The sequence below is a fragment of the Streptomyces sp. NPDC004327 genome, assembly GCF_042873935.1.
In the GTDB taxonomy this organism is placed as follows: domain Bacteria; phylum Actinomycetota; class Actinomycetes; order Streptomycetales; family Streptomycetaceae; genus Streptomyces.
The window spans coordinates 278,465-303,031 of the sequence record NZ_JBIAME010000006.1 but is presented as its reverse complement, the minus strand read 5'-3'; the positions used below and the strand labels follow the sequence as shown (position 1 = coordinate 303,031).

Sequence of the window (24,567 nt, the reverse complement as noted above, 5' to 3'; positions counted from 1 at the left end):
GCTTGCGGGCCTCACGTAGAGTCGCCGACGTGAACGCTGCGATATCGGTCGTCGGAATCGGCGCGGACGGCTGGGACGGGCTCCCCGAGGCATCCCGCCGCACCCTGGGCGCCGCCGAGGTGCTGATCGGCGGCCCCCGCCAGCTCGACCTGCTGCCCGCCGCCGACTGCCCCGGCACCCGCGTCGCCTGGCCGCGCCCGCTGCTCCCCGCCGTGCCCGGCCTGCTCGCCGCCCACGAGGGCCGCCGGGTGGCCGTCCTCGCCAGCGGCGACCCCATGTTCTACGGCATCGGGCGCACCCTCACCGCGCTCGCCGGCCCCGGCCGGCTGCGCGTCCAGCCGCACCCCTCCTCCGTCTCGTACGCCTGCGCCCGCCTCGGCTGGCCCCTGGACGCCACCGAGACCGTCTCGCTGGTCGCCCGTCCCCTCGACACGCTCACCGCCGCCCTGCACGACGGCCGCCGGCTGCTGCTGCTCGGCGAGGACGCCGACACCCCGGCGCGGGTCGCCGCGCTGCTGCGCGAGCGCGGCTGGGGCGCCACCCGCATCCGGGTCCTGGAGCAGCTCGGCGGCCCGGCCGAGCGGATCCTCGACGGCACGGCCGACGCCCGCCCGTACGAGGACGGGGACGTCGACCCGCTCCACGTCATCGCCCTCGACTGCGTGCGCGACAGCGGCGCGCTGCGGCTCGGCACGACGCCCGGCCTGCCCGACGAGGCGTACGAGCACGACGGCCAGCTCACCAAGCGGTACGTGCGCGCCGCCACGCTCGCCGCGCTCGCGCCCGCCCCGGGCGAACTGCTCTGGGACGTCGGCGGCGGCTCCGGCTCCATCGGCATCGAGTGGATGCGCGCGCACCGCGCCTGCCGGGCGATCGCCGTGGAGAGGTCGGCGGACCGGGCGGCCCGGATCTCCCGCAACGCGGCCGCCCTCGGCGTACCCGGCCTGAAGGTCGTGACGGGCCCCGCGCCCGCCGCGCTGGCCGGCCTGGACACCCCGGACGCGGTCTTCATCGGCGGCGGGCTCACCGCCCCCGGCCTGCTCGACGCCTGCTGGGACGCGCTCCCGGCCGGCGGCCGGCTCGTCGCCAACACCGTGACGCTCGAGTCCGAGGCGCTGCTCGCCGACCGCTACCGGCGCCACGGCGGCGAGCTGGTCCGGCTCGCGGTCGCGGCCGCCGTGCCGGTGGGCGGCTTCACCGGCTGGCGCCAGGCGATGCCCGTCACCCAGTGGTCCGTAACGAAGGGTTCTACGAACGCATGACCGTCTACTTCATCGGCGCGGGCCCCGGCGCGGCCGACCTGATCACCGTGCGCGGCGCGCGGACCCTCGCCCGGTGCGGGGTGTGCCTCTACGCGGGCTCGCTCGTGCCGCGCGAGCTGCTCGCCGAGTGCCCGCCCGACGCGAAGCTCGTCGACACGGCGAAGATGGACCTCGACCAGATCGTCGCCGAGATCGCCGCCGCCCACGAGGCCGGCCAGGACGTGGCCCGGCTGCACTCCGGCGACCCGTCCGTCTTCAGCGCGATGGCCGAGCAGATGCGGCGGCTCGACGCGGCCGGCATCCCCTACGAGGTCGTGCCCGGCGTCCCGGCCTTCGCGGCCGCGGCGGCCGCGCTGAAGCGGGAACTGACCGTGCCGACCGTCGGCCAGACCGTCATCCTCACCCGCATCGCCCAGCAGGCCACCCCGATGCCCGACGGCGAGGACCTGGCGACCCTCGGCCGCAGCGGCGCGCTGCTCGTCCTGCACCTGGGCGCGCGCTACGTCGACCGGATCGTCTCCGAGCTGGTGCCGCACTACGGCACGGACTGCCCGGCGGCGGTCGTCGCGATGGCCAGCCGCCCGGACGAGCTGGTGCTCCGCGGCACCCTGGAGGACATCGCGGAGCAGGTGAAGGCGGCCGGCATCACCAAGACCGCCGTCATCCTCGTGGGCCGCACGCTGGCCGCCGCCGAGTTCCGCGACAGCCACCTGTACGACCCGGCCCGGGACCGCCACACCTGCTGACGGCCCCGGGCACCTCGCCTACGCGTTGGGCCGCTTGCCGTGGTTGGCCTTCTTCTTCTTGCGGGCCCGCTTCTTGTTGCCGCGCTTCGCCATGGGACTCCCTCTCGGTATCTCGGTAGGGGACTGCCGTGGCCAGCCTAGGTTCGGCAACGGGGGCCCGCACGCCGAATGTCAGTGCCGTCTGCTCTGAACCCGGGGTGACCGTCTACGACGTGGCCGGAGTGGCGCTCCACTCCGGCGCGATCACCGACATCACCGTCGCGTCCACCCGTTCGCCCTCCCACAGCAGTGCCCCGCGCAGCACGCCCTCCGCGCGGAAGCCCGCCTTCTCGTAGGCGCGTCGGGCGCGGGGGTTGAACGCGTACACCTCCAGCCACACCCGGTACAGGCCGAGGCCCTCGAAGGCGTGGCCGACGATCAGCCGGGTGGCCTCCGTGCCCAGGCCGCGGCCGAGGGTGTCAGGGGCCAGGCAGATGCGGAAGCCGCAGCTCTCGTTCGGCGCGTCCCACTCGTTCAGGACGGCCTCGCCGACGACCCGCCCCGTCGCCCGCTCCACCACGGCGAGGTCGAGCCGGTTGGTCTGGGCGCCCCGGGTCGCGTACCACTGCCGCAGCGCGGCCTCGGGGAAGTCGGCGTGCGAGCCGGTGAGCCGGCCGATCTCGGGGTCGTTCAGCATCGGCAGGAGGGCCGGGACGTCGTCCTCGGTGACGGGGCGGAGGGTGACGAGCTCGCCGCGCAGGGTGGGCTTGTACGCGAAGTCGGTCATCCCCGCATTCTGGGGACCCGGGTCCGCCTTGTCGCGTGCTTTACGCGCCAGGCCCCGCCACGTCCGACCGGCCCACGACCACGCCCGCCCGGTCGATGCACACCACGTCCACCGCGACCGGCGCGCCGCGCAGCACCGCGAGGGCCTCGTCGCGGGCGCGGGCGGCGACGAGGTCGCCGAGGGGGACGGAGGCGGCCTCGCAGAGGCGGAGGGCGGCGAGGCCGGTGTTGGCCGTGGCGATCTCGGCTGCGAGGGCGTCGGAGGCGCCGCCCGCGCGGGCCAGGCCGGCGAGGAAGGGCTTGTCGACCTGGGAGCGGGCGGAGTGGAGGTCGAGATGGCCGGCGGCGAGCTTGGAGAGCTTGGCGAAGCCGCCGCAGAGGGTGAGCCGGTCGACGGGGTGACGGCGGATGTACTTGAGGACGGCGCCCGCGAAGTCGCCCATGTCGAGCAGGGCGATCTCCGGCAGCTCGTACAGCTCGGTGACGGTCCGCTCCGAGGTGGAGCCGGTGCAGCCCGCGACGTGCGTCAGGCCGCCGGCCCGCGCCACGTCCACGCCGCGGCGGATCGAGTCGATCCAGGCGGAGCAGGAGTAGGGGACGACGACGCCGGTCGTGCCGAGGACGGACAGGCCGCCGAGGATGCCGATGCGGGGGTTCCAGGTGGAGCGGGCGATCTCGGCGCCGTTGTCGACGGAGACGGTGATCTCGACGTCGCCGGCGCCGCCGTGCGCGGCCGCCACCTCGGCGACGTGGTCGCGCATCATCTGGCGCGGCACCGGGTTGATCGCCGGTTCGCCGACCTCCAGGGGCAGCCCGGGCAGGGTGACCGTGCCCACCCCGGGGCCCGCGCGGAAGACGACACCGGAGCCGGGCGGCAGGAGCCGCACGGTCGAGCGGATCAGCGCGCCGTGCGTGACGTCCGGGTCGTCGCCCGCGTCCTTCACCACGCCCGCGGTCGCCGAGTCCGCGTCCCGTGACTCCACGGCCAGCGCGAAGGACGGCGTCTGGCCCTTCGGCAGCGTGATCGTCACCGGGTCCGGGAAGTCGCCGGTGAGCAGCGCCGTGTACGCGGCGGTCGTCGCCGCCGTCGCGCAGGCGCCGGTCGTCCAGCCCGGGCGCAGACCCGTGTGCTTGAGTTGGGCCGCACGCCCGCCGGAACCCCCGGGACTCCCGGAATTCATGAATGGACTCCCATGCACGTACTCATCCTCGGCGGGACGACCGAGGCCCGCGTCCTGGCCGGGCTGCTCCACGACGCCGGCCGGGTCAGGGTGACCAGCTCGCTCGCCGGGCGGGTCGCCGCGCCGCGGCTGCCGGCCGGCGAGGTGCGGATCGGCGGGTTCGGCGGGCCGGCGGGGCTGGCGGCGTGGATACGGGAGCACGCCGTGGACGCGGTCATCGACGCCACCCATCCCTTCGCCGAGCGGATCAGTTTCAACGCGGCCGCGGCGGCCGCCACCGCCCATGTTCCCCTGCTCGCGCTGCGCCGTCCCGGCTGGGTCCCGGTGGAGGGCGACGACTGGCACGAGGTGGCGTCCCTGGACGAGGCCGCGCGCGCCCTCGACGGCCTCGGCGACCGCGTCTTCCTGACCACCGGCCGCATGGGCCTCGCCGCCTTCGCCGGCTGCCCCCAGTGGTTCCTGGTCCGCTCGGTCGACGCGCCCGAGGCCCCGATGCCCGCCCGCACCGAAGTCCTCCTGGACCGCGGCCCCTTCACCCTCGAAGGCGAGCGCGAGCTCCTGGCCCGCCACCGCGTCGACGTCGTCGTCACGAAGGACAGCGGCGCCGCCGCCACCGCCCCCAAGCTCCGGGCCGCCCGCGAGGCCGGCATCCCGGTCGTCCTGGTCCGCCGCCCGCCGGTCCCGGCGGGTGTGCCGACGGCCGCCTCCCCGGGGGGGGCGGCCGCCTGGGTGCGCGCGGGGCGCGGGTGACAGGGCCGGTCACGTGCGGCCGGTCGCATCCGGCCCGTCACGTCCGGCTGGTCACGTTCGGGCGGTCGCACCCGCTCCGTCACGTCCGGCCGATCCCGTCCGGCCGGTCACTTCCGCCCGGTCCCGTCCGCCCGGTCCCGTCCGCCCTGTCTCAGCCGGCCGTCGGGGCGCCCAGCTCGGTGACCTCCACCCAGGACACGTCGTTGATGTCCGTCGCGAGGGTGTTGCCCCACTGGTCCACCGCCGCGAGCGCGTACATGCTCCGCTCGCCGTCCGGCACGGCCGGGTACAGGTGCGAGGTCGCGGCCTTGTCGATCCACTCCACCTGGCGGAACAGCCACACGCCGCCGCCGGGCTCGGTGTCGTCCGGGATCCACTCGCCCCGGTAGAGGTCGTAGCGCGCCAGGTCGGGCTCGGTGTTCGCCTGCCACTCCAGGAGGACGCCGTCCTCGCGGGCGGTCGCCTTCAGCCCGGCGACGGGAGCCGGGGCGATCTTGTCGCCGTCCGTGGTGGCCGAGGCCGCGCCGGAGGGCGCTGAGCGGTGGCCGGCCTTGTCGACGGCCTTCACCGTGTACGTGTACGTGGTGCCGTGCTCGACGGTGACGTCGGTGTACGCGGTGCCCTGGACGCCCTCGCGGTACAGCGAGCCGTCCCGGTACACGTCGTACGTGGCCAGGTCCGCGTCGGCCGGGGCGGTCCACGCGAGGGAGATGCCCCGCCCGGCCGTGAAGGCCGCCGTCAGACCGGTCGGGGTGCCCGGCGCGTAGTCGCCGCGGGCGGCGGAGACGGTGGCGCGCGCGGAGGCGTTGCCGGCGGCGTCGACGGCGGAGACCGTGTACGTGTAGCCGGTCTTCTCGGCGGCGGCCGCGTCCGTCCAGGAGGCGCCGGTGACCGTGGCGACCTGGGCCGCCGCCTCGGTCGTGCCCGTGCGCTGCCGGTACACGGCGTACTTCGCCGCACCGGGCGACGGCTGCCAGGAGAGCGCGATGCCGGCCGGGCCGTCGGTGGCCTTCAGCCCGGCGGGGACTGCGGGAGCGGTCCGGTCGACGGTGGTGACGGTGCCGTCGGCGCTGCCGGCGGACTCGCGGCCCGCCTTGTCGACGGCGCGGACCTCGTACCCGTACGCCTCGCCGGTGGGCGGCGGGGTGTCGGCGAAGGTGCGGGCGGTGAGCAGGGCGGTGCCGCTGACCCTGGTCCAGACGGCACCCGTGCGCCGGTAGACGCGGTAACCGGCGAGGTCCATCTCCTTGTTGGCGGCCCAGGCCACGGTCGCCCGGTTCGCCGCCCGGTCGTAGGCGGCGGACACGCCGGTCGGCGCCAGCGGCTTCACCGTGTCGACGGCGGCCGAAGTCCGGGGCGCGTAGGCGAACTTCACGTTCGCCGCGCCCGTCCACGTCACGAAGTCGACGCGGATGCTGTGGCGGCCGGCCGGGACGGTGAGGTCGACGGACTTCTTCTGGGTGGTGGAGACGTTGCGCCACAGGTCGATCCTGCGGACGCCGTCGAGGTAGACGCGGATGCCGTCCTGGGTCTCGGCGGCGAAGGTGAAGGGGCCGCCGGAGCCGAAGTCGCGGGTCAGGGACCAGCGGACGGAGAAGTTGTCCTTGGGGAGCGTCACGCCGGCCGGGTCGCCGTAGCCGTAGTTCTCGGCGATGGCGGAGTCGCAGGCGGTCAGCTTCGGGGTGCCGCTGAAGGTGGTGTTGGCGTAGTACTGCGCCGTCCACACCGGGGAGTTGCAGGTCACGGCCGCGGCGGCGGGCGTGGCGGTGGCGGTGAGGAGACCGCCGGAGGCGGCGAGGGTGACGAGGCCGGCCAGGGCGGCCGACACCCTCGTCCGGGTGCGCGTGATCACAGGCGTGTGGGGCCCTTTCCGGGGACCGCGTACGGGACGGACGGACAGGAGGGCGTGGGGGAAGGGCGGTGCGGGTGGGGCCGGTGGTCCGCCGCTGGGGACTCTACCGGCACCGATCGTGCGCACGACATGCCTTTCGGGCCGCCCGCCCCGCCCCTTCACCCGGGGCGGCGGCGGACGGCCCGTCAGGACCGGCGCCCGCTCAGCCGTAACGCCGCGGCGTCCACGCGATCGTCCGGCCGTCCGCCCGCTCCGTCACCCGCGTCTGGGAGGAGCCGATGAGCAGCAGCGTGCGCATGTCGACCTCGGACGGCTCCAGGGTCTTCAGGGTCAGCACGCGTACGGACTGCTCCGGGCCGCCGACGTCACGCGCGACGACCACCGGGGTCTCGGGTGCGCGCAGTTCCAGGAGGAGGTCGCGGGCCGCGGCGACCTGGTGGGTGCGGGACTTGGAGCCCGGGTTGTAGAGGGCGAGGACGAGGTCGGCCTCGGCGGCGGCGCGCAGCCGGGCGGCGATGACGTCCCAGGGCTTGAGGCGGTCGGACAGGGAGATGGTGGCGTAGTCGTGGCCGAGCGGGGCGCCGGCCGCGGCGGCCGCGGCGTTGGCGGCGGTGACGCCCGGGAGGACCCGGACGGGCACGTCGGCGTAGCGTTCCTCGGCCGCGATCTCCAGGACCGCCGTCGCCATCGCGAAGACGCCCGGGTCGCCGCCGGACACGACGGCGACGCGCCGTCCGCGCCGGGCCAGTTCGAGGGCGAACTCGGCGCGCTCCGACTCGACCTTGTTGTCCGAGCCGTGGCGGCGCTGCGAGGCCCGCAGGACCGGGACGCGGTCGAGGTAGGTGGTGTAGCCGACCAGGTCGTCGGCGTTGACGAGGGCCCCGCGCGACTCGGGCGTCAGCCAGGGCGCGCCGGCCGGGCCGGTGCCGACGACGACGACCTCGCCGACCGTCTCGCGGGACTCGGGGGCCACGGCGTCGATACGGGAGGGCAGCACGGCGACCGAGAAGTACGGGACCGACTCCGGGTCCACGTCCGTGAGGCGCTCCGTGCGCTCGCCCGCCATGAACGCCCGCTCCACGTACCGCGCGTCCTCGATCCGCCCCGCCCGCTCCAGGGCGCGGCGCACGGTCGGGAAGGTGCGGCCGAGCTTCATCACGACGGCCGAGTCGGTGCCCGAGAGCCGGGCCGTCAGCTCGTCCTCCGGCAGCGTGCCGGGGATGATCGTGAGGACCTCCTCGGCCTCGCACAGCGGCTCGCCGAGCCGCGCCGCTGCCGCGCTCACGGAGGTCACGCCGGGGATGACGGTCGTGTCGTAGCGGTCCGCGAGCCGCTTGTGCATGTGCTGGTACGAGCCGTAGAACAGCGGGTCGCCCTCGGCGAGGACGGCGACGGTGCGGCCGGCGTCGAGGTGCGCGGCGAGCCGGGCCGCGGCCTCCTCGTAGAAGTCGTCGAGCGCGCCCCGGTAGCCGCCGGGGTGGTCCGTGGTCTCCACGGTGAGCGGGTACATCAGCCGCTCCTCGACGTGGTCCTCGCGGAGGTGCTCGGCGGCGATGGAGCGGGCGATGGAACGGCCGTGGCGGGCCGAGTGGTAGGCGACGACGTCCGCCTCGGCGATGGCCTTCACGGCCGCCACCGTCATCAGGTCCGGGTCGCCGGGGCCGAGCCCGACCCCGTACAGCTTGCCCCGCTTCTGGGTGGTCGTGTCGCTCACTTCTGGATCTCCGCTTCGTGCGCGAGCGCGTTGAGCGCCGCCGCCGTCATCGCGCTGCCGCCGCGCCGACCCCGCACCACCAGGTACTCCAGGCCGAGCTCGTTCGCGGCGAGCGCGTCCTTGGACTCGGCGGCGCCGATGAAGCCGACCGGGATGCCGAGCACGGCCGCCGGCTTCCCGGCGCCCTTCGCGATCATCTCCAGGAGGTGGAAGAGCGCGGTCGGCGCGTTGCCGATGGCCACGACCGAGCCCTCCAGGCGGTCGCGCCACAGCTCCATCGCCGCGGCCGAGCGCGTGGTGCCCAGCTCGGCGGCGAGCCCGGGCACGGCCGGGTCGGAGAGCGTGCAGACCACGTCGTTGTCGGCGGGCAGCCGCTTGCGGGTCACACCGCTCGCGACCATCTGCGCGTCGCACAGGATCGGCGCGCCGCCGCGCAGGGCGGCGCGGGCGGCGGTGACGACACCGGGCGAGTACGCGACGTCCTGGACGAGGTCGGTCATGCCGCAGGCGTGGATCATCCGCACCGCGACCGTGGCGACGTCGGCGGGCAGCGCCGCGAGATCCGCCTCGGCGCGGATCGTGGCAAAGGAGCGGCGGTAGATCTCCGCCCCGTCCTTCTCGTACTCGAACATCCTCTTGCTCTCGCTCATCTCGTCGTGGCGCGGGCGCTGTGGACCGCTTCGGACAGGGAGGTACGGGGGGTGGGCACGCCGTCGACCAGGTACGTGTCGTCCCCGGTGGCGACGACGTCGATCCAGGTGCCGTGCGGGTGCCCGCAGCGCCGCTCGCAGCCGGCGAAGTGCACGGGCAGCGTCCCGGCGGGCGCGCGCCCGGCGTCGGTCCGCACGTCGGCCAGCGACTTGGCGCACCCGGGCCGGCCGGTGCAGGCGGTGACTCCGGCGCCGGGGGCGTCGGCGGTGGTGACGAGGCCGGCGGCGGCGAGCGCGAGCAGCCGGTCCGGGTCCGTGAGGACGACCGCTCCGCGCCACGGCGTCAGCCGCACCTCGGCCGCCGGCAGCAGCGCCCGCAGCTGGGCGGCGGTCAGCCGGCCGAGCGGGGCGAGGACGTGCAGGGCACGGTCACCGAGCGGTCCTGGGGCGGGCGCGGGGGCCGGGCCGGGCACTGGTGCGGACGCGGGGACGGGCCGTGCCGCGATGCCGGCGGCGGCGAGCGCGGCGGCCCAGTCCGGGGCGTGGCCGTCGGGCAGCTCGCGCAGCCGCCAGGCGCCGTTCCCGGCGGCTTCGGCCGCGTCGAGGAAGGCGAGGGCGGCGGTCAGGGCCGCGCGGACGGCGTCGCCGGCCGGCACGCGGAACACCCGCCGTCCCAGCCGCATCCTGACGTCCCCGGCCGGCCCTGCGATCAAGGTCACATCGCCGCCGAGCCCGGCCACGTCCTCGCGCCCGTCGTCCAGGACGAACAGGAACCGTCCCGAAAGGGACGCCGCCCGCGGCTCGGCGCACAGCAGCGCGTCCAGCTCGCGCGCCCACAACTGCACGTCGGCGTGGCCGAGTCCGTCGAGGCCGGCGGCGGGGGAGGCGAGGACGTTGCGGACGCGTTCGTGGGTGGGGGAGGGGAGCAGGCCGGCCCGGTCGAGGAGGCCGGCGAGGCGGTCTCCGCAGCCGTCGGGGAGGCCGCGCAGTTCGAGGTTGCCGCGTGAGGTGACGGTGACGCTGCCGTCGCCCAGGGCCTCGGCGGCGTCGGCCAGGACCGCGACCTGAGGCTCCGTCAGGCGTCCTGCGGGCAGCCGGAGTCGGGCGAGGAAGCCGTCGGCGGCGGCGTGCAGGCGAAGCGCGCCCGGGCACGCGTCGCCGCGGTCCCGTATGACGGGTTCGCCCCGTTCGGGTGCCGGGGGTGGGGTGGGCGGCATGGCGGCGAGCATACCCACGGGGAACCGCCCGGCCACCGAGTGTGATCCGGTCGACGTCCGGCGCGATCCGGCCGTCTTGTCCGGTGTGATCCGGCCGACCCCGCCGCCCCCTCCGGCCGGCCGCCCGCACGATCTAGGATGCAGATCGGCATGGGGTCCCAGGGCCCCGGGGAGGAAGCCCGGTGAGAATCCGGCGCGGTCCCGCCACTGTGAGCCGGTCCCGGGCACGTCCGGAGGCCGGTGAGTCAGGAACTCCCGCCGTCCACACGACCACCCGGGGCGCGGACAACCCCGAGGAAGGGCCTGAGCCCCGCCATGCTCCTGCTGCTGTCGCACTCCGACACCGACCTGCTCAGCGCCCGCGCGGCGAACACCCACGCCGCCACCGGTGACGAGGGCGTCGAGTGGCGTTACGCCAACCCCGCCCGCCTCCCCCACGACGACCTCGCCGGTCTCCTCGACGGCGCCGAGCTCGTCGTCGTCCGCCTCCTCGGCGGCATCCGCTCCTGGCAGGAGGGCCTGGACGCGGTGCTCGCCGCCGGGAAGCCGGTGGTCGTGCTGAGCGGCGAACAGGCGCCGGACGCGCAGCTCATGGGCGCCTCCACGGTGCCGGTCGGCGTCGCCACCGAGGCGCACGCCTATCTCGCGCACGGCGGCCCGGCGAACCTCGCCCAGCTCGCCCGCTTCCTCTCCGACACCGTCCTGCTGACCGGCCACGGCTTCGAGCCGCCGGCCGCCGCCCCCACCTGGGGCCCCCTCGACCGGACCGCGAAGGCCCCGGCGGGCGACGGCCGTCCGACGATCGCGGTGCTCTACTACCGCGCCCACCACATGAGCGGCAACACCGCCTTCGTCAGCGCCCTCTGCGACGCCGTCGAGGACGCCGGTGCCCACGCCCTGCCGCTGTACGTGGCCTCGCTGCGCGCCCCCGAGGCGGAGCTGCTCGACACCCTGCGCACCGCCGACGCGATCGTCACCACCGTCCTCGCCGCCGGCGGCACCAAGCCGGCCGAGGCGCAGGCGGGCGGCGACGAGGAGGCGTGGGACGCGGGCGCGCTGGCCGCGCTCGACGTGCCGATCCTGCAGGCGCTGTGCCTGACCGGTTCGCGCGCCGCCTGGGAGGAGAACGACGAGGGCCTGTCGCCGCTGGACGCGGCCAGCCAGGTCGCCGTGCCGGAGTTCGACGGCCGGCTGATCACCGTCCCGTTCTCCTTCAAGGAGATCGACGAGGACGGCCTGCCCGCGTACGTGGCGGACGCCGAGCGCGCCGCCCGGGTCGCCGGCATCGCCGTCCGGCACGCCCGCCTGCGCCACATCCCGAACGCCGACAAGAAGCTGGCGCTGGTCCTCTCCGCGTACCCGACGAAGCACTCCCGGATCGGCAACGCGGTCGGCCTGGACACCCCGGCCTCCGCCGTGTCCCTCCTGAAGCGGCTCATCGCGGAGGGCTACGACTTCGGGCCGGTCGAGGACATCCCGGGCCTGGTCTCCGGCGACGGCGACGAGCTGATCTACGCCCTCATCGAGGCCGGCGGCCACGACCAGGACTGGCTGACGGAGGAGCAGCTGGCCCGCAACCCGGTCCGCATCCCGGCCGCCGACTACAAGCGCTGGTACGCCGAGCTCCCGGCGGAGCTGCGCGAGCAGGTCGAGGAGCACTGGGGCCCGGCGCCCGGCGAGATGTTCCTGGACCGCTCGCGCAACCCGGAGGGCGACATCGTGCTCGCCGCCCTGCGCCGCGGGAACCTGCTCGTCCTCATCCAGCCGCCGCGCGGCTTCGGCGAGAACCCGATCGCGATCTACCACGACCCGGACCTGCCGCCGTCGCACCACTACCTGGCGGCCTACCGCTGGATCGCGGCCCGCGAGCAGGACGGCGGCTTCGGCGCCGACGCCATGGTGCACCTGGGCAAGCACGGCAACCTGGAGTGGCTGCCCGGCAAGAACGCCGGCCTGTCCGCCGCCTGCGGCCCCGACGCGGCCCTCGGCGACCTGCCGCTCGTCTACCCGTTCCTGGTCAACGACCCGGGCGAGGGCACCCAGGCCAAGCGCCGGGTGCACGCCACGCTCGTCGACCACCTCGTGCCGCCGATGGCGCGCGCCGACAGCTACGGCGACATCGCGCGCCTGGAGCAGCTGCTCGACGAGTACGCGCAGATCAGCAGCATGGACCCGGCGAAGCTGCCGGCCATCCGGGCGCAGATCTGGACGCTGATCCAGGCCGCGAAGCTCGACCACGACCTCGGCATGCAGGAGCGTCCGGAGGACGACGGCTTCGACGACTTCCTGCTGCACGTCGACGGCTGGCTGTGCGAGGTCAAGGACGCCCAGATCCGCGACGGTCTGCACGTCCTGGGCGGCGCCCCGGCCGGCGAGGCCCGGGTCAACCTGGTCCTGTCGATCCTCCGCGCCCGCCAGATCTGGGGCGGCACGCAGGCGCTGCCCGGTCTGCGCGAGGCCCTCGGCCTGGACGAGTCGGCCGCGACCCGCACCACGGCCGACGAGGCCGAGGCGAAGGCCCGCGAGCTGGTCGAGGCGATGGAGGCGGCGGACTGGGACGTGGCGGCCGTCGCCGCGGTCGCCGGCCCGTACGGCCCGGACGTCGAAGCCGTGCTGCGCTTCGCCTGCGAGCAGGTCGTGCCGCGCCTGGCCGCCACCACCGACGAGCTCACCCACGCCGTGCACGCCCTGAACGGCGGCTTCGTCCCGGCCGGCCCGTCCGGCTCGCCGCTGCGCGGCCTGGTCAACGTGCTGCCGACCGGCCGCAACTTCTACTCCGTCGACCCCAAGGCCGTGCCGTCCCGGCTGGCCTGGGAGACCGGACAGGCGCTCGCCGACTCGCTGCTGACGCGCTACCGCGACGACAACGGCGAGTGGCCGACCTCCGTGGGCCTGTCCCTGTGGGGCACGAGCGCGATGCGCACCGCCGGCGACGACGTCGCCGAGGCCCTCGCGCTGCTCGGCGTCCGCCCGGTGTGGGACGACGCCTCGCGCCGCGTGAAGGGCCTGGAGGCCATCCCGCTCGCCGAGCTCGGCCGCCCGCGCGTCGACGTCACGCTGCGCATCTCCGGCTTCTTCCGCGATGCGTTCCCGCACGTCATCGGGCTTCTCGACGACGCCGTCCGGCTCGTCGCGGGCCTGGCGGATGAGTCGGCCGAGGACAACTACGTCCGCGCCCACGCCCAGGCCGACCTGGCCGAGCACGGCGACGAACGCCGTGCCACCACCCGTATCTTCGGCTCCCGGCCCGGCACCTACGGCGCCGGTCTGCTCCAGCTGATCGACTCGCGCGACTGGCGCACGGACGCCGATCTGGCCGAGGTCTACACGGTGTGGGGCGGCTACGCGTACGGGCGCGGTCTCGAAGGCCGGCCGGCGCGCGCCGAGATGGAGTCCGCGTACAAGCGGATCGCCGTCGCCGCGAAGAACACGGACACGCGCGAGCACGACATCGCCGACTCGGACGACTACTTCCAGTACCACGGCGGCATGGTCGCCACCGTGCGGGCGCTGCGCGGCACGGCCCCCGAGGCGTACATCGGCGACTCCACCCGCCCCGAGACCGTCCGCACCCGCACCCTCGTCGAGGAGACCTCGCGCGTCTTCCGCGCCCGCGTGGTCAACCCGCGCTGGATCGAGGCGATGCGCCGGCACGGCTACAAGGGCGCGTTCGAACTGGCCGCGACCGTCGACTACCTCTTCGGCTACGACGCCACGACCGGTGTGGTCGCCGACTGGATGTACGACAAGCTGACGCAGGCGTACGTCCTCGACCCGGAGAACCAGGCCTTCCTCAAGGAGGCCAACCCGTGGGCCCTGCACGGCATCGCCGAGCGGCTCCTGGAGGCCGAGTCCCGCGGCATGTGGGAGAAGCCGGACGCCGAGACCCTGGCGGCGCTGCGTCAGGTCTTCCTGGAGACTGAGGGCGACATCGAGGGCGCGGCGGATTCCGCGGGCGGGGAGGACTGACCACATGACGGCGGTGCGGAGAGCGGCGGTACGGCGGGCGGCGGGGGCGGCGGCCGCGCTGCTTGGCCTGGGCCTGGCCCTGGGGGCCTGCTCGGGCGGCGGCGCCGACGACGGCGGTACGAAGGGCGGCACCGGCGGCGCCACGGCGCCGGAGCCCGGTGCCACCACGGCCCCGGCCACGCCCGGCGAGACGGCGCCCGCGAGCCCGTCCGCGCCGCCCCCGGCGCCGTCCTCCGCGACGGACGCGCCGGGGTCGACCCCGGCCGCCACGCCGTCCCGCGTCCACATCAGCCCGCGGGCCGGCACCGGCTGGAAGGTGAAGACCTTCCCGCCGGTCACGCAGCCCACCCCCTAAACCACGCCGACCGGGTCCGGCCACGGCTCCAGTTCGAGCCGGCGGCCCCGGAAGCCGTCCCGCAGCCGGCGGTCGTGGCTGACGACCACGAGCGTGCCGGGATAGTCGGCGAGGGCCGCGTCGAGCTCCTCCACCAGGCCCGGGGCCAGATGGTTGGTGGGCTCGTCGAGCAGGAGCAGGTCGACGGGGCGGCTGACGAGGCGCGCGAGGTCCAGCTTGCGGCGCTGGCCGACCGACAGCCGCCGGACGGGCACGCCCAGGTCGCGGGCCGTGAACAGGCCGAGGGCGAGCAGTTCGTCACCGCTGTCCCGGCCGCCGTCCCGGCCGTCGGCGAAGGCCGTCGCCAGCGGCCGCGGGTCGGTCGGTGGCGCCGTGTCCTGCCGGAGCAGGCCGACCCGGCCGGGGCCGGGCGCGGTCACCTTGCCCGTGTCCGGGGCGAGTTCGCCCGCGAGGAGCCGCAGCAGGGTCGTCTTTCCGGCGCCGTTGGGACCGGTGACCAGGAGCCGTTCGCCCGGTTCGAGGCGCAGCGCGTCGAGCCGGAGCCGCCCCTCGACCCGGATGTCCGCCAGCTCCACGGCCGCCGCCGCGCCGTCGATCCGCGCGGTGAGGCGCAACGGGTCCGCGGGCCGGGCCACCGGGTGCTCGGCGAGCTCCCGGAGCCGGGTGCGGGCGGCGCGGATGCGGCTCATCGCGCCGTGCGTCCGTGACCGGGCCCTGAAGGCACCCGCGCCGCTGAAGCCGCGGGGCACCTTGCGCGGGATCGCGGCGAGGTGGTCGGTGTGGGTGTCGGCGAGCGCCGCGTACCGCGCCCGCTCGGCCCGCCACTCCTCGTACGCCCGCTCCCTGCCCGCCCGTTCGGCGGCGCGCCCGGCCAGATAGCCCGTGTACCCGTTGCCGTACCGGCGCAGGCTCCGGGTCTCGTGGTCGACCTCGACGATCGCGGTGGTGACCCGGTCCAGGAAGGCCCGGTCGTGGGTGACGGCGACGACCGTGCCCCGGTGCGTGCGCAGCCGCTCCTCCAGCCAGGCCACGGCCTCGTCGTCGAGGTCGTTCGTCGGCTCGTCGAGCAGCAGCAGTTCGGGGTCGGCGGCGAGTGTCGCGGCGAGCGCGAGCCGGGAGCGGCGGCCGCCGGACAGGGTGCCGAGCGGGCGTTCCCGGTCGAGCGGGGCGCGCTCGCCGAGACGGCGCAGCACCGTCGCCACCCGCAGGTCGGCGTCCGCGCCGCCGCGCGCCTCGTAGGCGGCGAGCAGGGCGGCGTACGCGTCGAGGGTGCCCTCCGCGCCGGGGCGGTCCCGGCCGCCGGGCCGGTGACCCGCGTCGGGACGGCCACTCGCGCCGAGCGTCGCCTCGGCCTCGCGGATGCGTCGTTCGAGCTCCCGGATGTCCGCGAGCGCGTGGTCGATCGCGTCGCCGACGGTGGCGGTGCCGGGCAGGTCGAGGGTCTGCGGGAGGTGGCCGGTGCCGCCGGGGGCTTCGACGGTGACGGTGCCGTGGTCGGGGGCCTCCTGGCCGGCGAGGAGCCGCAGCAGGGTGGACTTGCCGGCGCCGTTCTCGCCGACGACGCCGACGCGTTCGCCGGACCGGACGGTGAGCGAGACCCGGTCGAGGACGAGCCGGTGGTGGACGTGCCGGTCGTCGTAGAGCTTGGTGACGTCGGTGAGCTGGAGTCGGAACAGGGTGACCTCCGGGGTCGGGCGACAGGACTGGTCCGCGGCGAGACGTGTCGTCTCGCCGTGACCTGCCCTACCGTACGGCGACGTTCCACCATTGGCAAGACGCAACGTCTCGTCTTGCAAAGAGGGGGATGGTCGCCGTCCGGCGTCGCGCGGATCCGCGCCGGACCTCTGCACCCTTCCCACTTGTTCTAGTAGAGTGCGAACAACTAGAACCAAGGGGGTTCCATGAAGCGTCTCCGCGCGCTCACCGCCGCGCCGTTCGTCCTCGCACTCACCACCCAGCTGCTGCTGTCCGCCCTCTGGCGCGACCGCCTCCCGGACCCCCTCGCCACCCACTTCTCCGGCACCGACGGCCGCCCCGACGGCTACACCGGCCGCGCCCTCTTCCTCGCCGTCGGCGCCGGCCTGGTCCTGGCGCTCGGCGCCGGCTGGACCCTGTTCGCGCGGCGCCGGGTGCTGTGGGGCGCCTGGGCCACGGCCGGGTTCACCGGCGCGCTCCTGGCCCTGCTGCTGCGCGCCAACCTCGACGCCGCGCAGGGCGCCGACGCGCGCTACCCGCTCGTCGACCTCGCCCTCGCCGCTCTCACGGCCGCCCTCGCCGCGCTCGCCGGACTCGGCCTCGCCCGGCTCGTACCGCCCGAGCCCGCACCGCCCGCCGTCCCCGCCGCCGGCGCGCCCCGGATCGAGCTCGCCGCCGGCGAGGCCGCCGGCTGGTCCCGCGTCACCGGCTCCCGCCCGCTGACCGCGCTGTCCGCCGGCTTCCTGCTCGCGGGCGCCGCCGGCCTCGCCCTGGCCCCGCTCCTCGGCCCCTGGCCGTACCTCCTGTTCGGCCTCGTCGGCCTGGTCGTCGGCGCGCCCGGGCTCGCCTGCGCCCGGGTCCGGGTGACCGTCGACCGGCACGGCCTGACCGTCGCCCCGGCCGGCCTGCCCCGCCCCCGCACCCGCATCCCGCTCGACGACGTCGCCGAGGCGGAGGCCGGCACGGTGAACCCGCTGGGCGACTACGGCGGTTGGGGCTACCGCACCCGCCCGCACCGGTCCGCGCTCGTCCTGCGCTCCGGCGAGGCCCTCGTCGTACGGCGCCGCTCCGGCTTCGAGTTCGCGGTGACCGTCCCGGACGCCGAGACCGCGGCCGCCCTCCTCAACGCCCTGGCCACCCGCCCGGACGGGGCCCCGGGACCTGAGAGGATCTGACCGTGCTCTTCCGGGTCGACCCCGCCTCCGCCGTCCCGCTCGGCGACCAGATCGCCGCCTGCGTCCGCGGCGCCCTCGCCGACGGCTCCGCCGCGCCCGGCGAACGGCTGCCCGCCGCCCGCGAACTCGCCGACTCCCTCGGCGTCAACGTCCACACCGTGCTGCGCGGATACCAGCGGCTGCGCGAGGAGGGCCTGATCGAGCTGCGCCGCGGCCGGGGCGCCGTCATCATGGCGGGCGCCGAGGCGCCCGACCGCGCCCAGCTCGTCGAACGCCTCCGCGTCCTCGTCACCGAGGCTCGGCAACTCGGCATCACCGACGCGGAGTTCCTCGACCTGGCCCGCACGAGCCTGGGCTGAACCGGCATCCACCGGTACGAGCCCCCGCCTCAGCCGACGGGGCCGCCCAGGCGCACGTTCCAGCGACCCGATCGTCCCGACAGTTCGACCCGCGCCAGCGGGCGCACGTCGAGGCGCCAGAAGGCCGTCTCCGGCGCGCCGAGCGCGTGCGCGGCGGCCGCGCGGATGACGTCCGGTTCGGCGATCGCCCAGACCGTCCCCGACTCCAGCGCGTCCATCCAGGCGGCGACCCGGGCGCGCAGCTCGCGCAGCGACTCGCCGCCGTGCGGGGCGGCGTCCGGGTCGCCGAGCCACGCGGCCACCGACTCCGGCTCCGCGGCGGCGAGTTCGTCCAGGGTCCGGCCCCGCCACCGGCCCATCGCGCAGCCCGCGAGCGCCGGTTCGACCTCGTACGCCGCCGTGTCGACGCCGAGCGCCCCGGCCGTCGCCCGGCAGCGTCCGGACGGCGAGCACACCACCCGTACCCGCGCCGTGGGGCACAGCGGATCGTGGGAGACCGGCTCCACCGGCCCGTCGTCGTCGAACCGGGCCTCGCGCAGGGCCCGGCTCATGGCGGGCGCGATCAGGGAGAGGTGCACGGTCATCGGTGATTCATCCCTCAGCGTTTCAGGCGGTCTTGGCGTGGTGTGAGCGGCGCGGTACCGTCAGTCGACATTTCCGAATGAACGACGACGGCGAGACGGAAGTCCGGTGCAAATCCGGCACGGTCGCGCCACTGTGAGCCGCTCCCAAGCCCCGGGAGCGGTGAGTCAGACCCGACGACCGTCGTCGCGCACCACCGTATGGGACGCGAGTTCCCGAGGAGGTTCCACCATGGCCGAGGCCATTGCGTCGCCCGCCGTTCCCACCACCCCCGCCATCACCGCTCCGGTCTCGCTGCCGGTTCGCGCGGTGCTGCCGTGGGCGGCGTTCGCGGGCATCCTGATGCTCGTCGCGCTCTACTTCGTCGGTGCCGAGCAGGGCGCCACGTCCCTGTTCGCGGGCGCCGACGTGCACGAGTGGGTCCACGACGGACGCCACCTGCTCGGTTTCCCCTGCCACTGAGCCGTCAGGCACCGAGGCAAAGGGCATCCGAGTACATGTCATCCCCCACCACACCCACGAGCGCGCCCACCGGCTCGCTCGTGGGCAGGCTTCTGGTCCGCGGCATGCTCGCGGGCCTGATCGCCGGGCTGTTCGCCTTCGCCGTCGCGTACGTCGCGGGTGAGCCGTCCGTCAACGCGTCGATCGCCGTCGAGGAGGCCACGGCCGCCAAGGCGGAACACGCGGCGCACTCCCACGACCACGGCTCGAACGGTGCCAACGGGGCGGCCACCCAGGCCGACTCCGAGGAGGAGATCGTCAGCCGGGACCTCCAGTCCACGGCCGGCCTCGCCACCGGCGTCCTCGTCTACGGCGTGGCGCTCGGCGGCATCGCGTCCCTGGCGTTCTGTTTCGTCCTCGGCCGGGTCGGCCGGTTCACGGCGAGGGCGACGGCGGCGCTCGTCGCGGCGGCGGCCTTCACCACGGTCTATCTCGTGCCGTTCCTGAAGTACCCGGCGACGCCGCCGGCCGTCGGCAACCCGGACACCATCGGGCAGCGCACCACGCTCTTCTTCCTGATGATCCTGCTGAGCGTGCTGCTCGGCATCGCCGCGGTCATCGCGGGCCGCCGGCTCGCGCCGCGCCTCGGCAACTGGAACGCGACCGTGCTCGCGGGCGCGGGCTACGCCGCCGCGATCGTGATCGCCTGCGTGTTCCTGCCGGACAACACGGACGCGGTGCAGCCGGAGTTCCCGGCGGCCGTGCTGTGGGACTTCCGGGTCGCGACCCTGGGCATCCAGGTGGCCCTGTGGGCGGCCTTCGGGCTCGCCTTCGGGTGGCTCGCGGAGCGGCTGCTCGCGCCGAAGGAGCAGCCGGATCCGGCGTCCGCGCCCGTGGCCGCCTGAGCGCGGGCGGCCGGGCTCCGGCCACCCGGGCGTCGTGCCTCCGCCCCCGTACACCTCGGTGTGCGGGGGCGGACGTGCGTTCACGCCAGCTCGCGCACCGGCCCGCCCGCCAGGAAGGCCTCGATGTCCTCGACCGCCTGGCCGAAGTAGCGGTCGTAGTTGCCCGCCGTCACGTACCCGAGGTGCGGCAGCGCCAGCACGTTCGGCAGCGTGCGCAGCGGATCGTCCGCGGGCAGCGGCTCCGTCTCGTACACGTCGAGGCCGGCCCCCGCGATCCACCCCTCGCGCAGCGCGCGGAGCAGCGCCGGGCCGTCGACGAGGCCGGCGCGCGAGGTGTTGACCAGGTACGCGCCCGGGCGCATCGCGCGCAGTTCCCGCTCCCCGAGCAGGCCGCGGGTGCGGTCGGAGAGCACCAGGTGGAGCGAGGCGAAGTCGGCGGCGCCGAGCAGTTCCGGGAGGCTCTCCGCGCGCCGTACGCCGTGCTCGGCGGCCCGCTCGTCGGTGAGGTTCGGGCTCCAGGCGACGACGTCCATGCCGAAGGCGAGCCCGATCCGGGCCACCCGCCCGCCGATCTTGCCGAGCCCGACGAGGCCGAGCGTCCGGCCCGCGAGGTCCGTGCCGAGCGTCGACTGCCAGGGCCCGCCCTCGCGCAGCGCGCGGCTCTCGGTGTGCAGCTGCCGGGCGAGGCCCAGGATCAGCGCCCACGTCAGCTCGGTGGGCGGCTCGGAGGCGCTGGCGGTGCCGCACACGGTGATCCCCTGGGCGCGGGCGGCGGCCAGGTCGATGGAGGCGTTGCGCATCCCGGACGTGACGATCAGCCGGAGCCGGGGCAGCCGGGCGAGGAGTCCGGCGCCGAGCGGGGTGCGCTCGCGCATGACGACGAGGATCTCGCAGTCCTCGACGGCGGCGACCAGCGCGTCCGGGTCGTCGAGGTGCTCGCGCAGCACGCGCACCTCGACGCGGCCGTCGAGGCGGCTCCAGTCGGCACGGGTCAGGGCGACGCCCTGGTAGTCGTCGAGGATCGCGCAGCGCGGCGTCATGGTGATGTCCCCGCTCACTTCCAGTTGATGCGGCTGCGGACGGCGCGGGCGGCCTTCCAGCCGAAGCTGAAGGCGTACGCGGAGACGGCGGACGGCGCCGGCTTCAGCTGGAGCACCAGCTTCCCGTCGCGGGGCCCGACGCGCACGGTGTGCAGCTTCTTCGCCTTGCCGCCTCCGGCGCCCGCCAGGGAGACGGCGTGCTCGTCGGCCCGCTTGCTGACCTTGCCGCCGAGCGCCGTGCCCAGCTCGCCGCGGGCGGTCAGGCCCTGGGCGGTGCAGCGCAGCGCGACCTGCCAGTCGCCCTTGGGCAGCGCGCCGCCCTGGTCGGCGGTGGCCAGGTCGATCGAGACGCGGAAGCAGGCGCGCCCGTAGTCGTACGTCTCCTTGCCGCGGCTGACCGTCATGTGCGGCGACGGCACGTGCTCGACGGGCACGGCGATCTCGCGGCCGGTGCCGGCGTGCTTGAGGACGACCTCGGTGACCAGATCGTCGGTGTCGACCATGTCGATGTACGCGTAGCCGGTCAGGTCCAGGGCGGTGCCGCGCCACGCCATGCTGTCGACGCGGCGGCGCGGGCTGGCGCCGAGCGCCGCGCCGGTGATGTCGCACAGCTCCTCGTACACCGGAGAGTCGGCGGCCGGGAACGGCGGCGTCGCGAAGATCCTGCCGCCGCGCACCAGGGCCTTGCCCGGCCGGCCGGCGAGCTGCCAGGCGACGACCTCGGCCAGCTCCTCCACCAGCCCCTCGCGCAGGCAGTGCGCGACCAGCTTCTCGTTGACCGGCATCTTCGCCAGGATCGCCGGCGTGATCCACTTCTGCGCGTACGGGCCGGCCAGCCGGGCCATCGCCGTCCGCTCCTCGGCGTCGGCGTCGAGGAACCGCTGGTCGAAGCGGCGGATCATCTCGACGTTGACGTGCCGCCCGATCAGGTGGTCGCGCAGCGCGCCCGGCTCGGTCAGCCCGGTGACCAGCGCGACCATCTCGTCGGCCTGCTCCAGGGCGATCGTGAAGTCGATGCCGTTCGCGGTGATGTTGCCCTCGTCGCCGCGCTTGACGACGTAGTAGCAGTCGTAGTCGCCGACGGTCGAGACGACCTTGCTGTGCAGATAGGCGCGGGCCACGAAGTGCTGGTCCTCGCTGATCCGCATGTGTTCGGGGAAGCGGATCGCGTGCTTCTCGATCATCTCGCGCCGGAACAGCTTGAACGGCATCAGCGTGTAGTACGCGTCGCCCTTCGACAGGTCGACCTTGTCGACGTTCTTCGCGAAGACCGCCTTCGGCACCCGCCGGCCGACGCCGACCAGCTTGGCGAGCACGGTGTCCGCGCCGTTCTTCTCCGCCATGGCGACCAGCCGCTCCAGCGCCTCGGGCCCCAGGCAGTCGTCGCCGTCGACGAAGAACACGTACGTGCCCGTCGCGTTGTCCAGTCCCACGTTCCGCGGCCGGCTCGGCCCGCCCGACGCCTCCTGGTGGATCACCTTCATGACCCCGGGGTGCGCCTTCGCCCACGCGTCGAGCGTCTCCCCGCTGCCGTCACTGCTGCCGTCGTTCACGGCGACGACCTCGATGGCGTCGAGACCGATGGTCTGCTGCTCGATCGACTGCAGCGTCAGCTGCAGGTACGGCATCGCGTTGTAGACGGGGATCACGAGCGAGACCGTGGGCGTGCGCGGGACGTTCATCTGTCGGATCCCCCAGTGCAGATCTTGTGAAAGGGCTGGTCGCGATGGCGCATCGTATCGCCCAACCGGCGGTATGCGGGAAGCCGGGAGAGGGGCGGGGGCGGTCGCGGATCCCGGAGCTCAGAGCCGCAGCAGCACTCCCCGCCACGTCCAGCCCGCGTCCAGCACCGCCTGGCGCAGCGGGTCCTTCATCGAGCGGGTGTCGAAGCGGAAGGTCTCGACGCGGCGGGGGCGGCCGTCGGGGCCCGGGGTGATGCCCCAGACGCGGTAGACGGTGTTGGCGGGGCCGCGGGAGTACTCGGCGCGGGTGGCGGTGGACGGGTTGAGCTCCACGCGTTCGTCGAGGGCGCGGACCTCGTGGGTGTCGGGGGCCAGCCGCATCCGGGTGAGGAGGCGGACGCGGAGCTGGGGGAGGCGGCACTCGGCGACCAGGTCGCCTTCCGGGCCGGTGCCCGCGCGGACGAGGAAGGGGACGCCCGTGCCGTTGAGGGCGAGGAGCGCCCGGTGGACGTCCGGGGGCGGGAGGGGCGCGGTGGCCCCGTCGGGGTGGCGGGTGCCGAGGTAGTCGTTCCAACGGCCCATGGCGGGCCCTCCCTTCGCCGGTGCTGACGGCACCATGGTGGGGCCTGCGGGCCGTACGACGGCACCATGGTGGGGCCTGCGGGCCGTGTGACGGCACCATGGTGGGGCCTGCCGGGCCGTTTGAGGAGTGTCAGCCGTCGGACAGCTTCGTCGCCACCGCCAGGAACCAGGCGCCGTACGAGAACGGCTCGGGCGGATCGACCTCCAAGCCGAGCTCGGCGGCCGCGAGCGCGTAGTCCGCCTCGTCGAGGGGGAGGGCGAGCAGCTCGTGGAGTTCGCCGACGAGGCGGGCGCGCAGCTGGGGGTGGGTGGTGGCGGCGTAGTCGGCGACGGCGGCGTCGTGGTCGGGGAACTCGTCGACGACGTCCTGCGAGAACCAGCCGCCGAGCAGCTGCGCGGTCTCCGGGAAGCGCACGTGCCACTCCCAGTGCGTCTGCGGCGAGGCCGGCTCGGGGACGTCGCCCTCCTCGATGCTCCGCTTCAGGTGGTCGGCGAGGACCATGAGCCAGTCGCCGATCGCCGCCTGGGGCATCCCGGTGTCCGGGATCGAGTAGAACTCGCCGAGGCTCTGGCGCAGCCGCCCCGGCGGGTTGCGGCTGTACGCGCGCAGCTGGCGCTCCGCCTCCGCGACGGCCGAGGGGCGGGTGTGCCAGGTGTGGCGGAGGTACGCGTCGAGGGCGCGGCCGCGGCGCTCCGGGGTGTCGTCGGCGGGCTGGCCCAGGTACGCGCGCATCACCTGGTCGAGCTCGCCGTACCGGCGGTCGTGTTCGAGGGGCTTCATGGACATGTGCGGACGTCCCCTACAGGTAGAACGGAACGGTCGTGTGGACGACGAAGCCGTGCGGGCTCGACGGCTCGCGGCGCAGCACCACGCGCGCCGCGCGGACGTCGACGGGCCCGAGCCCGGCCAGCAGGTCGCCCGCCAGCTGGACCCGGCCCACGGGCTCCTCGCGGGACGGCCAGGCGGCCTCGATGGTGAGGCGGGCGCGGGTGCCCTGGGCGAGCCAGCGGTGGATGGCCTGCTCGTTGGCGGTCACCACCTGCTGGGTGGCCCACTGGGCGGTCTCGCGGTCGGGGTAGGAGGCGGAGCGGGTCAGCACCTGCGAATCCTGTCAGTAGTCGGAGAAGTTCCAGAACACGGCGACCTCGGTGTCCGTGACGACGACCAGGCCGTAGTCCTCCGAGTAGACGCTCAGCGGGCTGTACGCCCAGTCCCGCGTCGTGAAGTCCAGAGTGCCGGGCCCGCGGCCGGGCCTGTCGACGTTGGTCAGGTACACGGCTCCGTCCCCGTACCGCGCGAGGACCGTGCGCGCCATCGCCCGCAGCTCCTCCTCGCTCTCCGTGAAGCGTTCCAGGCCGGCGAGGGTGCAGCCGTCGTCCGTGAGGGCCAGGAGCAGGTTCTCCGCGCTCTCCCGGTCGATCTCCTTCAGGCGCGCCGCGACGTACTCGGGCGGGTGGCCGGCGAAGGCGGCCCCGTCGTCGAGGCCGGCCCAGCCGCGCGGGTCCGGGACGGCGCGGGCCATCACGGCGAGGACGTCGAGGACCCAGTCGTCGTGGCGGCGCGGGCCCGTGGCGTCGTACGGGTACGCGTCCTCGTACAGGTGGCGTACCGCGGCTTCCCAGGCGGTCTGGTCGACGGACATGG

At 75.1% G+C, this 24,567-nt stretch carries 24 protein-coding genes and 2 riboswitches; of the genes, 9 read left to right on the top strand and 15 right to left on the bottom strand.

Annotation, left to right across the window (positions count from 1 at the left end; all coding sequences use genetic code 11):
- Positions 1-29 precede the first annotated feature (29 nt).
- On the top strand, positions 30-1,262 hold the full coding sequence (gene cbiE, locus ACFYU9_RS22135) for a precorrin-6y C5,15-methyltransferase (decarboxylating) subunit CbiE (RefSeq protein WP_389345770.1): 1,233 nt from the start codon (positions 30-32) through the stop codon (positions 1,260-1,262).
- On the top strand, positions 1,259-2,008 hold the full coding sequence (cobM, locus tag ACFYU9_RS22130; RefSeq protein WP_389210981.1) for a precorrin-4 C(11)-methyltransferase: 750 nt from the start codon (positions 1,259-1,261) through the stop codon (positions 2,006-2,008). Before cbiE ends, cobM begins: the two co-directional genes overlap by 4 nt.
- A gap of 18 nt (positions 2,009-2,026) precedes the next feature.
- On the opposite strand, the gene ACFYU9_RS22125 is transcribed toward cobM, so the two are convergent.
- From ACFYU9_RS22125 to ACFYU9_RS22115, 3 genes are all read right to left on the bottom strand, one after another.
- Positions 2,027-2,101 (bottom strand): 50S ribosomal protein bL37, encoded by a 75-nt coding sequence (locus ACFYU9_RS22125; RefSeq protein WP_099895366.1) that lies wholly within the window; start codon positions 2,099-2,101, stop codon positions 2,027-2,029.
- A gap of 112 nt (positions 2,102-2,213) precedes the next feature.
- Positions 2,214-2,774 (bottom strand): GNAT family N-acetyltransferase, encoded by a 561-nt coding sequence (locus ACFYU9_RS22120; protein ID WP_389210983.1) that lies wholly within the window; start codon positions 2,772-2,774, stop codon positions 2,214-2,216.
- Between the two features lie 40 nt (positions 2,775-2,814).
- The gene (locus ACFYU9_RS22115; protein WP_389345769.1) at positions 2,815-3,954 is read right to left on the bottom strand and encodes a cobalt-precorrin-5B (C(1))-methyltransferase; all 1,140 of its coding nucleotides are present in this window, start codon (positions 3,952-3,954) and stop codon (positions 2,815-2,817) included.
- A gap of 12 nt (positions 3,955-3,966) precedes the next feature.
- Here ACFYU9_RS22115 and ACFYU9_RS22110 point away from each other — a divergent pair, with 12 nt between their 5' ends.
- The gene (locus ACFYU9_RS22110) at positions 3,967-4,704 is read left to right on the top strand and encodes a cobalt-precorrin-6A reductase (protein ID WP_389345768.1); all 738 of its coding nucleotides are present in this window, start codon (positions 3,967-3,969) and stop codon (positions 4,702-4,704) included.
- 151 nt (positions 4,705-4,855) lie between these two features.
- On the opposite strand, the gene ACFYU9_RS22105 is transcribed toward ACFYU9_RS22110, so the two are convergent.
- The 4 genes from ACFYU9_RS22105 to ACFYU9_RS22090 all read right to left on the bottom strand — a co-directional run bounded on the left by ACFYU9_RS22105 (position 4,856) and on the right by ACFYU9_RS22090 (position 10,149).
- Entirely contained in the window at positions 4,856-6,556 is a 1,701-nt protein-coding gene (locus ACFYU9_RS22105; protein WP_389345767.1) for a fibronectin type III domain-containing protein, read from the bottom strand.
- A gap of 202 nt (positions 6,557-6,758) precedes the next feature.
- A complete protein-coding gene (gene cobJ / locus ACFYU9_RS22100) occupies positions 6,759-8,198 on the bottom strand; it encodes a precorrin-3B C(17)-methyltransferase (RefSeq protein ID WP_389345910.1) in 1,440 nt (479 codons plus the stop codon).
- 68 nt (positions 8,199-8,266) lie between these two features.
- Entirely contained in the window at positions 8,267-8,920 is a 654-nt protein-coding gene (locus ACFYU9_RS22095) for a precorrin-8X methylmutase (RefSeq protein WP_389210991.1), read from the bottom strand.
- Positions 8,917-10,149, bottom strand: a complete 1,233-nt coding sequence (locus ACFYU9_RS22090) for a cobalamin biosynthesis protein CobG (protein WP_389345909.1) — start codon at positions 10,147-10,149, stop codon at positions 8,917-8,919. The genes ACFYU9_RS22095 and ACFYU9_RS22090 overlap by 4 nt, the downstream gene beginning before the upstream one ends.
- A 159-nt stretch (positions 10,150-10,308) precedes the next feature.
- A riboswitch (cobalamin riboswitch) is annotated at positions 10,309-10,392 on the top strand.
- A 60-nt stretch (positions 10,393-10,452) separates the two neighbouring features.
- On the opposite strand from ACFYU9_RS22090, the gene cobN reads away from it, so the two are divergent.
- Together cobN and ACFYU9_RS22080 are read left to right on the top strand one after the other, a co-directional pair.
- Positions 10,453-14,106 (top strand): cobaltochelatase subunit CobN, encoded by a 3,654-nt coding sequence (gene cobN, locus ACFYU9_RS22085; protein ID WP_389210993.1) that lies wholly within the window; start codon positions 10,453-10,455, stop codon positions 14,104-14,106.
- 4 nt (positions 14,107-14,110) lie between these two features.
- Complete coding sequence (locus tag ACFYU9_RS22080; protein ID WP_389345766.1) at positions 14,111-14,461, top strand: hypothetical protein; 351 nt, start codon at positions 14,111-14,113, stop codon at positions 14,459-14,461.
- On the opposite strand, the gene abc-f is transcribed toward ACFYU9_RS22080, so the two are convergent.
- Positions 14,458-16,137, bottom strand: a complete 1,680-nt coding sequence (gene abc-f, locus ACFYU9_RS22075) for a ribosomal protection-like ABC-F family protein (protein ID WP_389345908.1) — start codon at positions 16,135-16,137, stop codon at positions 14,458-14,460. The two genes, ACFYU9_RS22080 and abc-f, sit on opposite strands and share 4 nt — an antisense overlap.
- A 225-nt stretch (positions 16,138-16,362) precedes the next feature.
- Between abc-f and ACFYU9_RS22070 the strand changes: the two genes are divergently transcribed.
- Entirely contained in the window at positions 16,363-17,331 is a 969-nt protein-coding gene (locus ACFYU9_RS22070; RefSeq protein ID WP_389345765.1) for a hypothetical protein, read from the top strand.
- A 2-nt stretch (positions 17,332-17,333) separates the two neighbouring features.
- Entirely contained in the window at positions 17,334-17,690 is a 357-nt protein-coding gene (locus tag ACFYU9_RS22065; protein WP_389210999.1) for a GntR family transcriptional regulator, read from the top strand.
- A gap of 29 nt (positions 17,691-17,719) precedes the next feature.
- Here ACFYU9_RS22065 and ACFYU9_RS22060 read toward each other — a convergent pair whose 3' ends face one another.
- Positions 17,720-18,274, bottom strand: coding sequence for a histidine phosphatase family protein (locus tag ACFYU9_RS22060; protein WP_389345764.1), 555 nt, complete (start codon positions 18,272-18,274; stop codon positions 17,720-17,722).
- A gap of 51 nt (positions 18,275-18,325) precedes the next feature.
- A riboswitch (cobalamin riboswitch) is annotated at positions 18,326-18,468 on the top strand.
- A gap of 35 nt (positions 18,469-18,503) precedes the next feature.
- Between ACFYU9_RS22060 and ACFYU9_RS22055 the strand changes: the two genes are divergently transcribed.
- Entirely contained in the window at positions 18,504-18,734 is a 231-nt protein-coding gene (locus ACFYU9_RS22055) for a CbtB-domain containing protein (protein ID WP_389211003.1), read from the top strand.
- Positions 18,735-18,769: 35 nt separating this feature from the next.
- On the top strand, positions 18,770-19,618 hold the full coding sequence (locus tag ACFYU9_RS22050; RefSeq protein ID WP_389345763.1) for a CbtA family protein: 849 nt from the start codon (positions 18,770-18,772) through the stop codon (positions 19,616-19,618).
- An 80-nt stretch (positions 19,619-19,698) separates the two neighbouring features.
- Here the strand turns inward: ACFYU9_RS22050 and ACFYU9_RS22045 are convergent, their stop codons facing one another.
- From ACFYU9_RS22045 to ACFYU9_RS22020, 6 genes are all read right to left on the bottom strand, one after another.
- A complete protein-coding gene (locus ACFYU9_RS22045; protein WP_389211495.1) occupies positions 19,699-20,658 on the bottom strand; it encodes a D-2-hydroxyacid dehydrogenase family protein in 960 nt (319 codons plus the stop codon).
- Positions 20,659-20,672: 14 nt separating this feature from the next.
- Positions 20,673-22,340, bottom strand: a complete 1,668-nt coding sequence (locus ACFYU9_RS22040) for a glycosyltransferase (protein WP_389211006.1) — start codon at positions 22,338-22,340, stop codon at positions 20,673-20,675.
- A gap of 120 nt (positions 22,341-22,460) precedes the next feature.
- A complete protein-coding gene (locus ACFYU9_RS22035; RefSeq protein ID WP_389211008.1) occupies positions 22,461-22,922 on the bottom strand; it encodes a hypothetical protein in 462 nt (153 codons plus the stop codon).
- 130 nt (positions 22,923-23,052) lie between these two features.
- A complete protein-coding gene (locus tag ACFYU9_RS22030) occupies positions 23,053-23,709 on the bottom strand; it encodes a contact-dependent growth inhibition system immunity protein (RefSeq protein ID WP_389345762.1) in 657 nt (218 codons plus the stop codon).
- Between the two features lie 13 nt (positions 23,710-23,722).
- Complete coding sequence (locus ACFYU9_RS22025; RefSeq protein ID WP_389211012.1) at positions 23,723-24,022, bottom strand: RNase A-like domain-containing protein; 300 nt, start codon at positions 24,020-24,022, stop codon at positions 23,723-23,725.
- Between the two features lie 12 nt (positions 24,023-24,034).
- Positions 24,035-24,565 carry a hypothetical protein gene (locus ACFYU9_RS22020; RefSeq protein WP_389211014.1) on the bottom strand — a complete coding sequence of 177 codons (531 nt, stop codon included), beginning with the start codon at positions 24,563-24,565 and terminating at the stop codon, positions 24,035-24,037.
- Between the last annotated feature and the right edge of the window lie 2 nt (positions 24,566-24,567).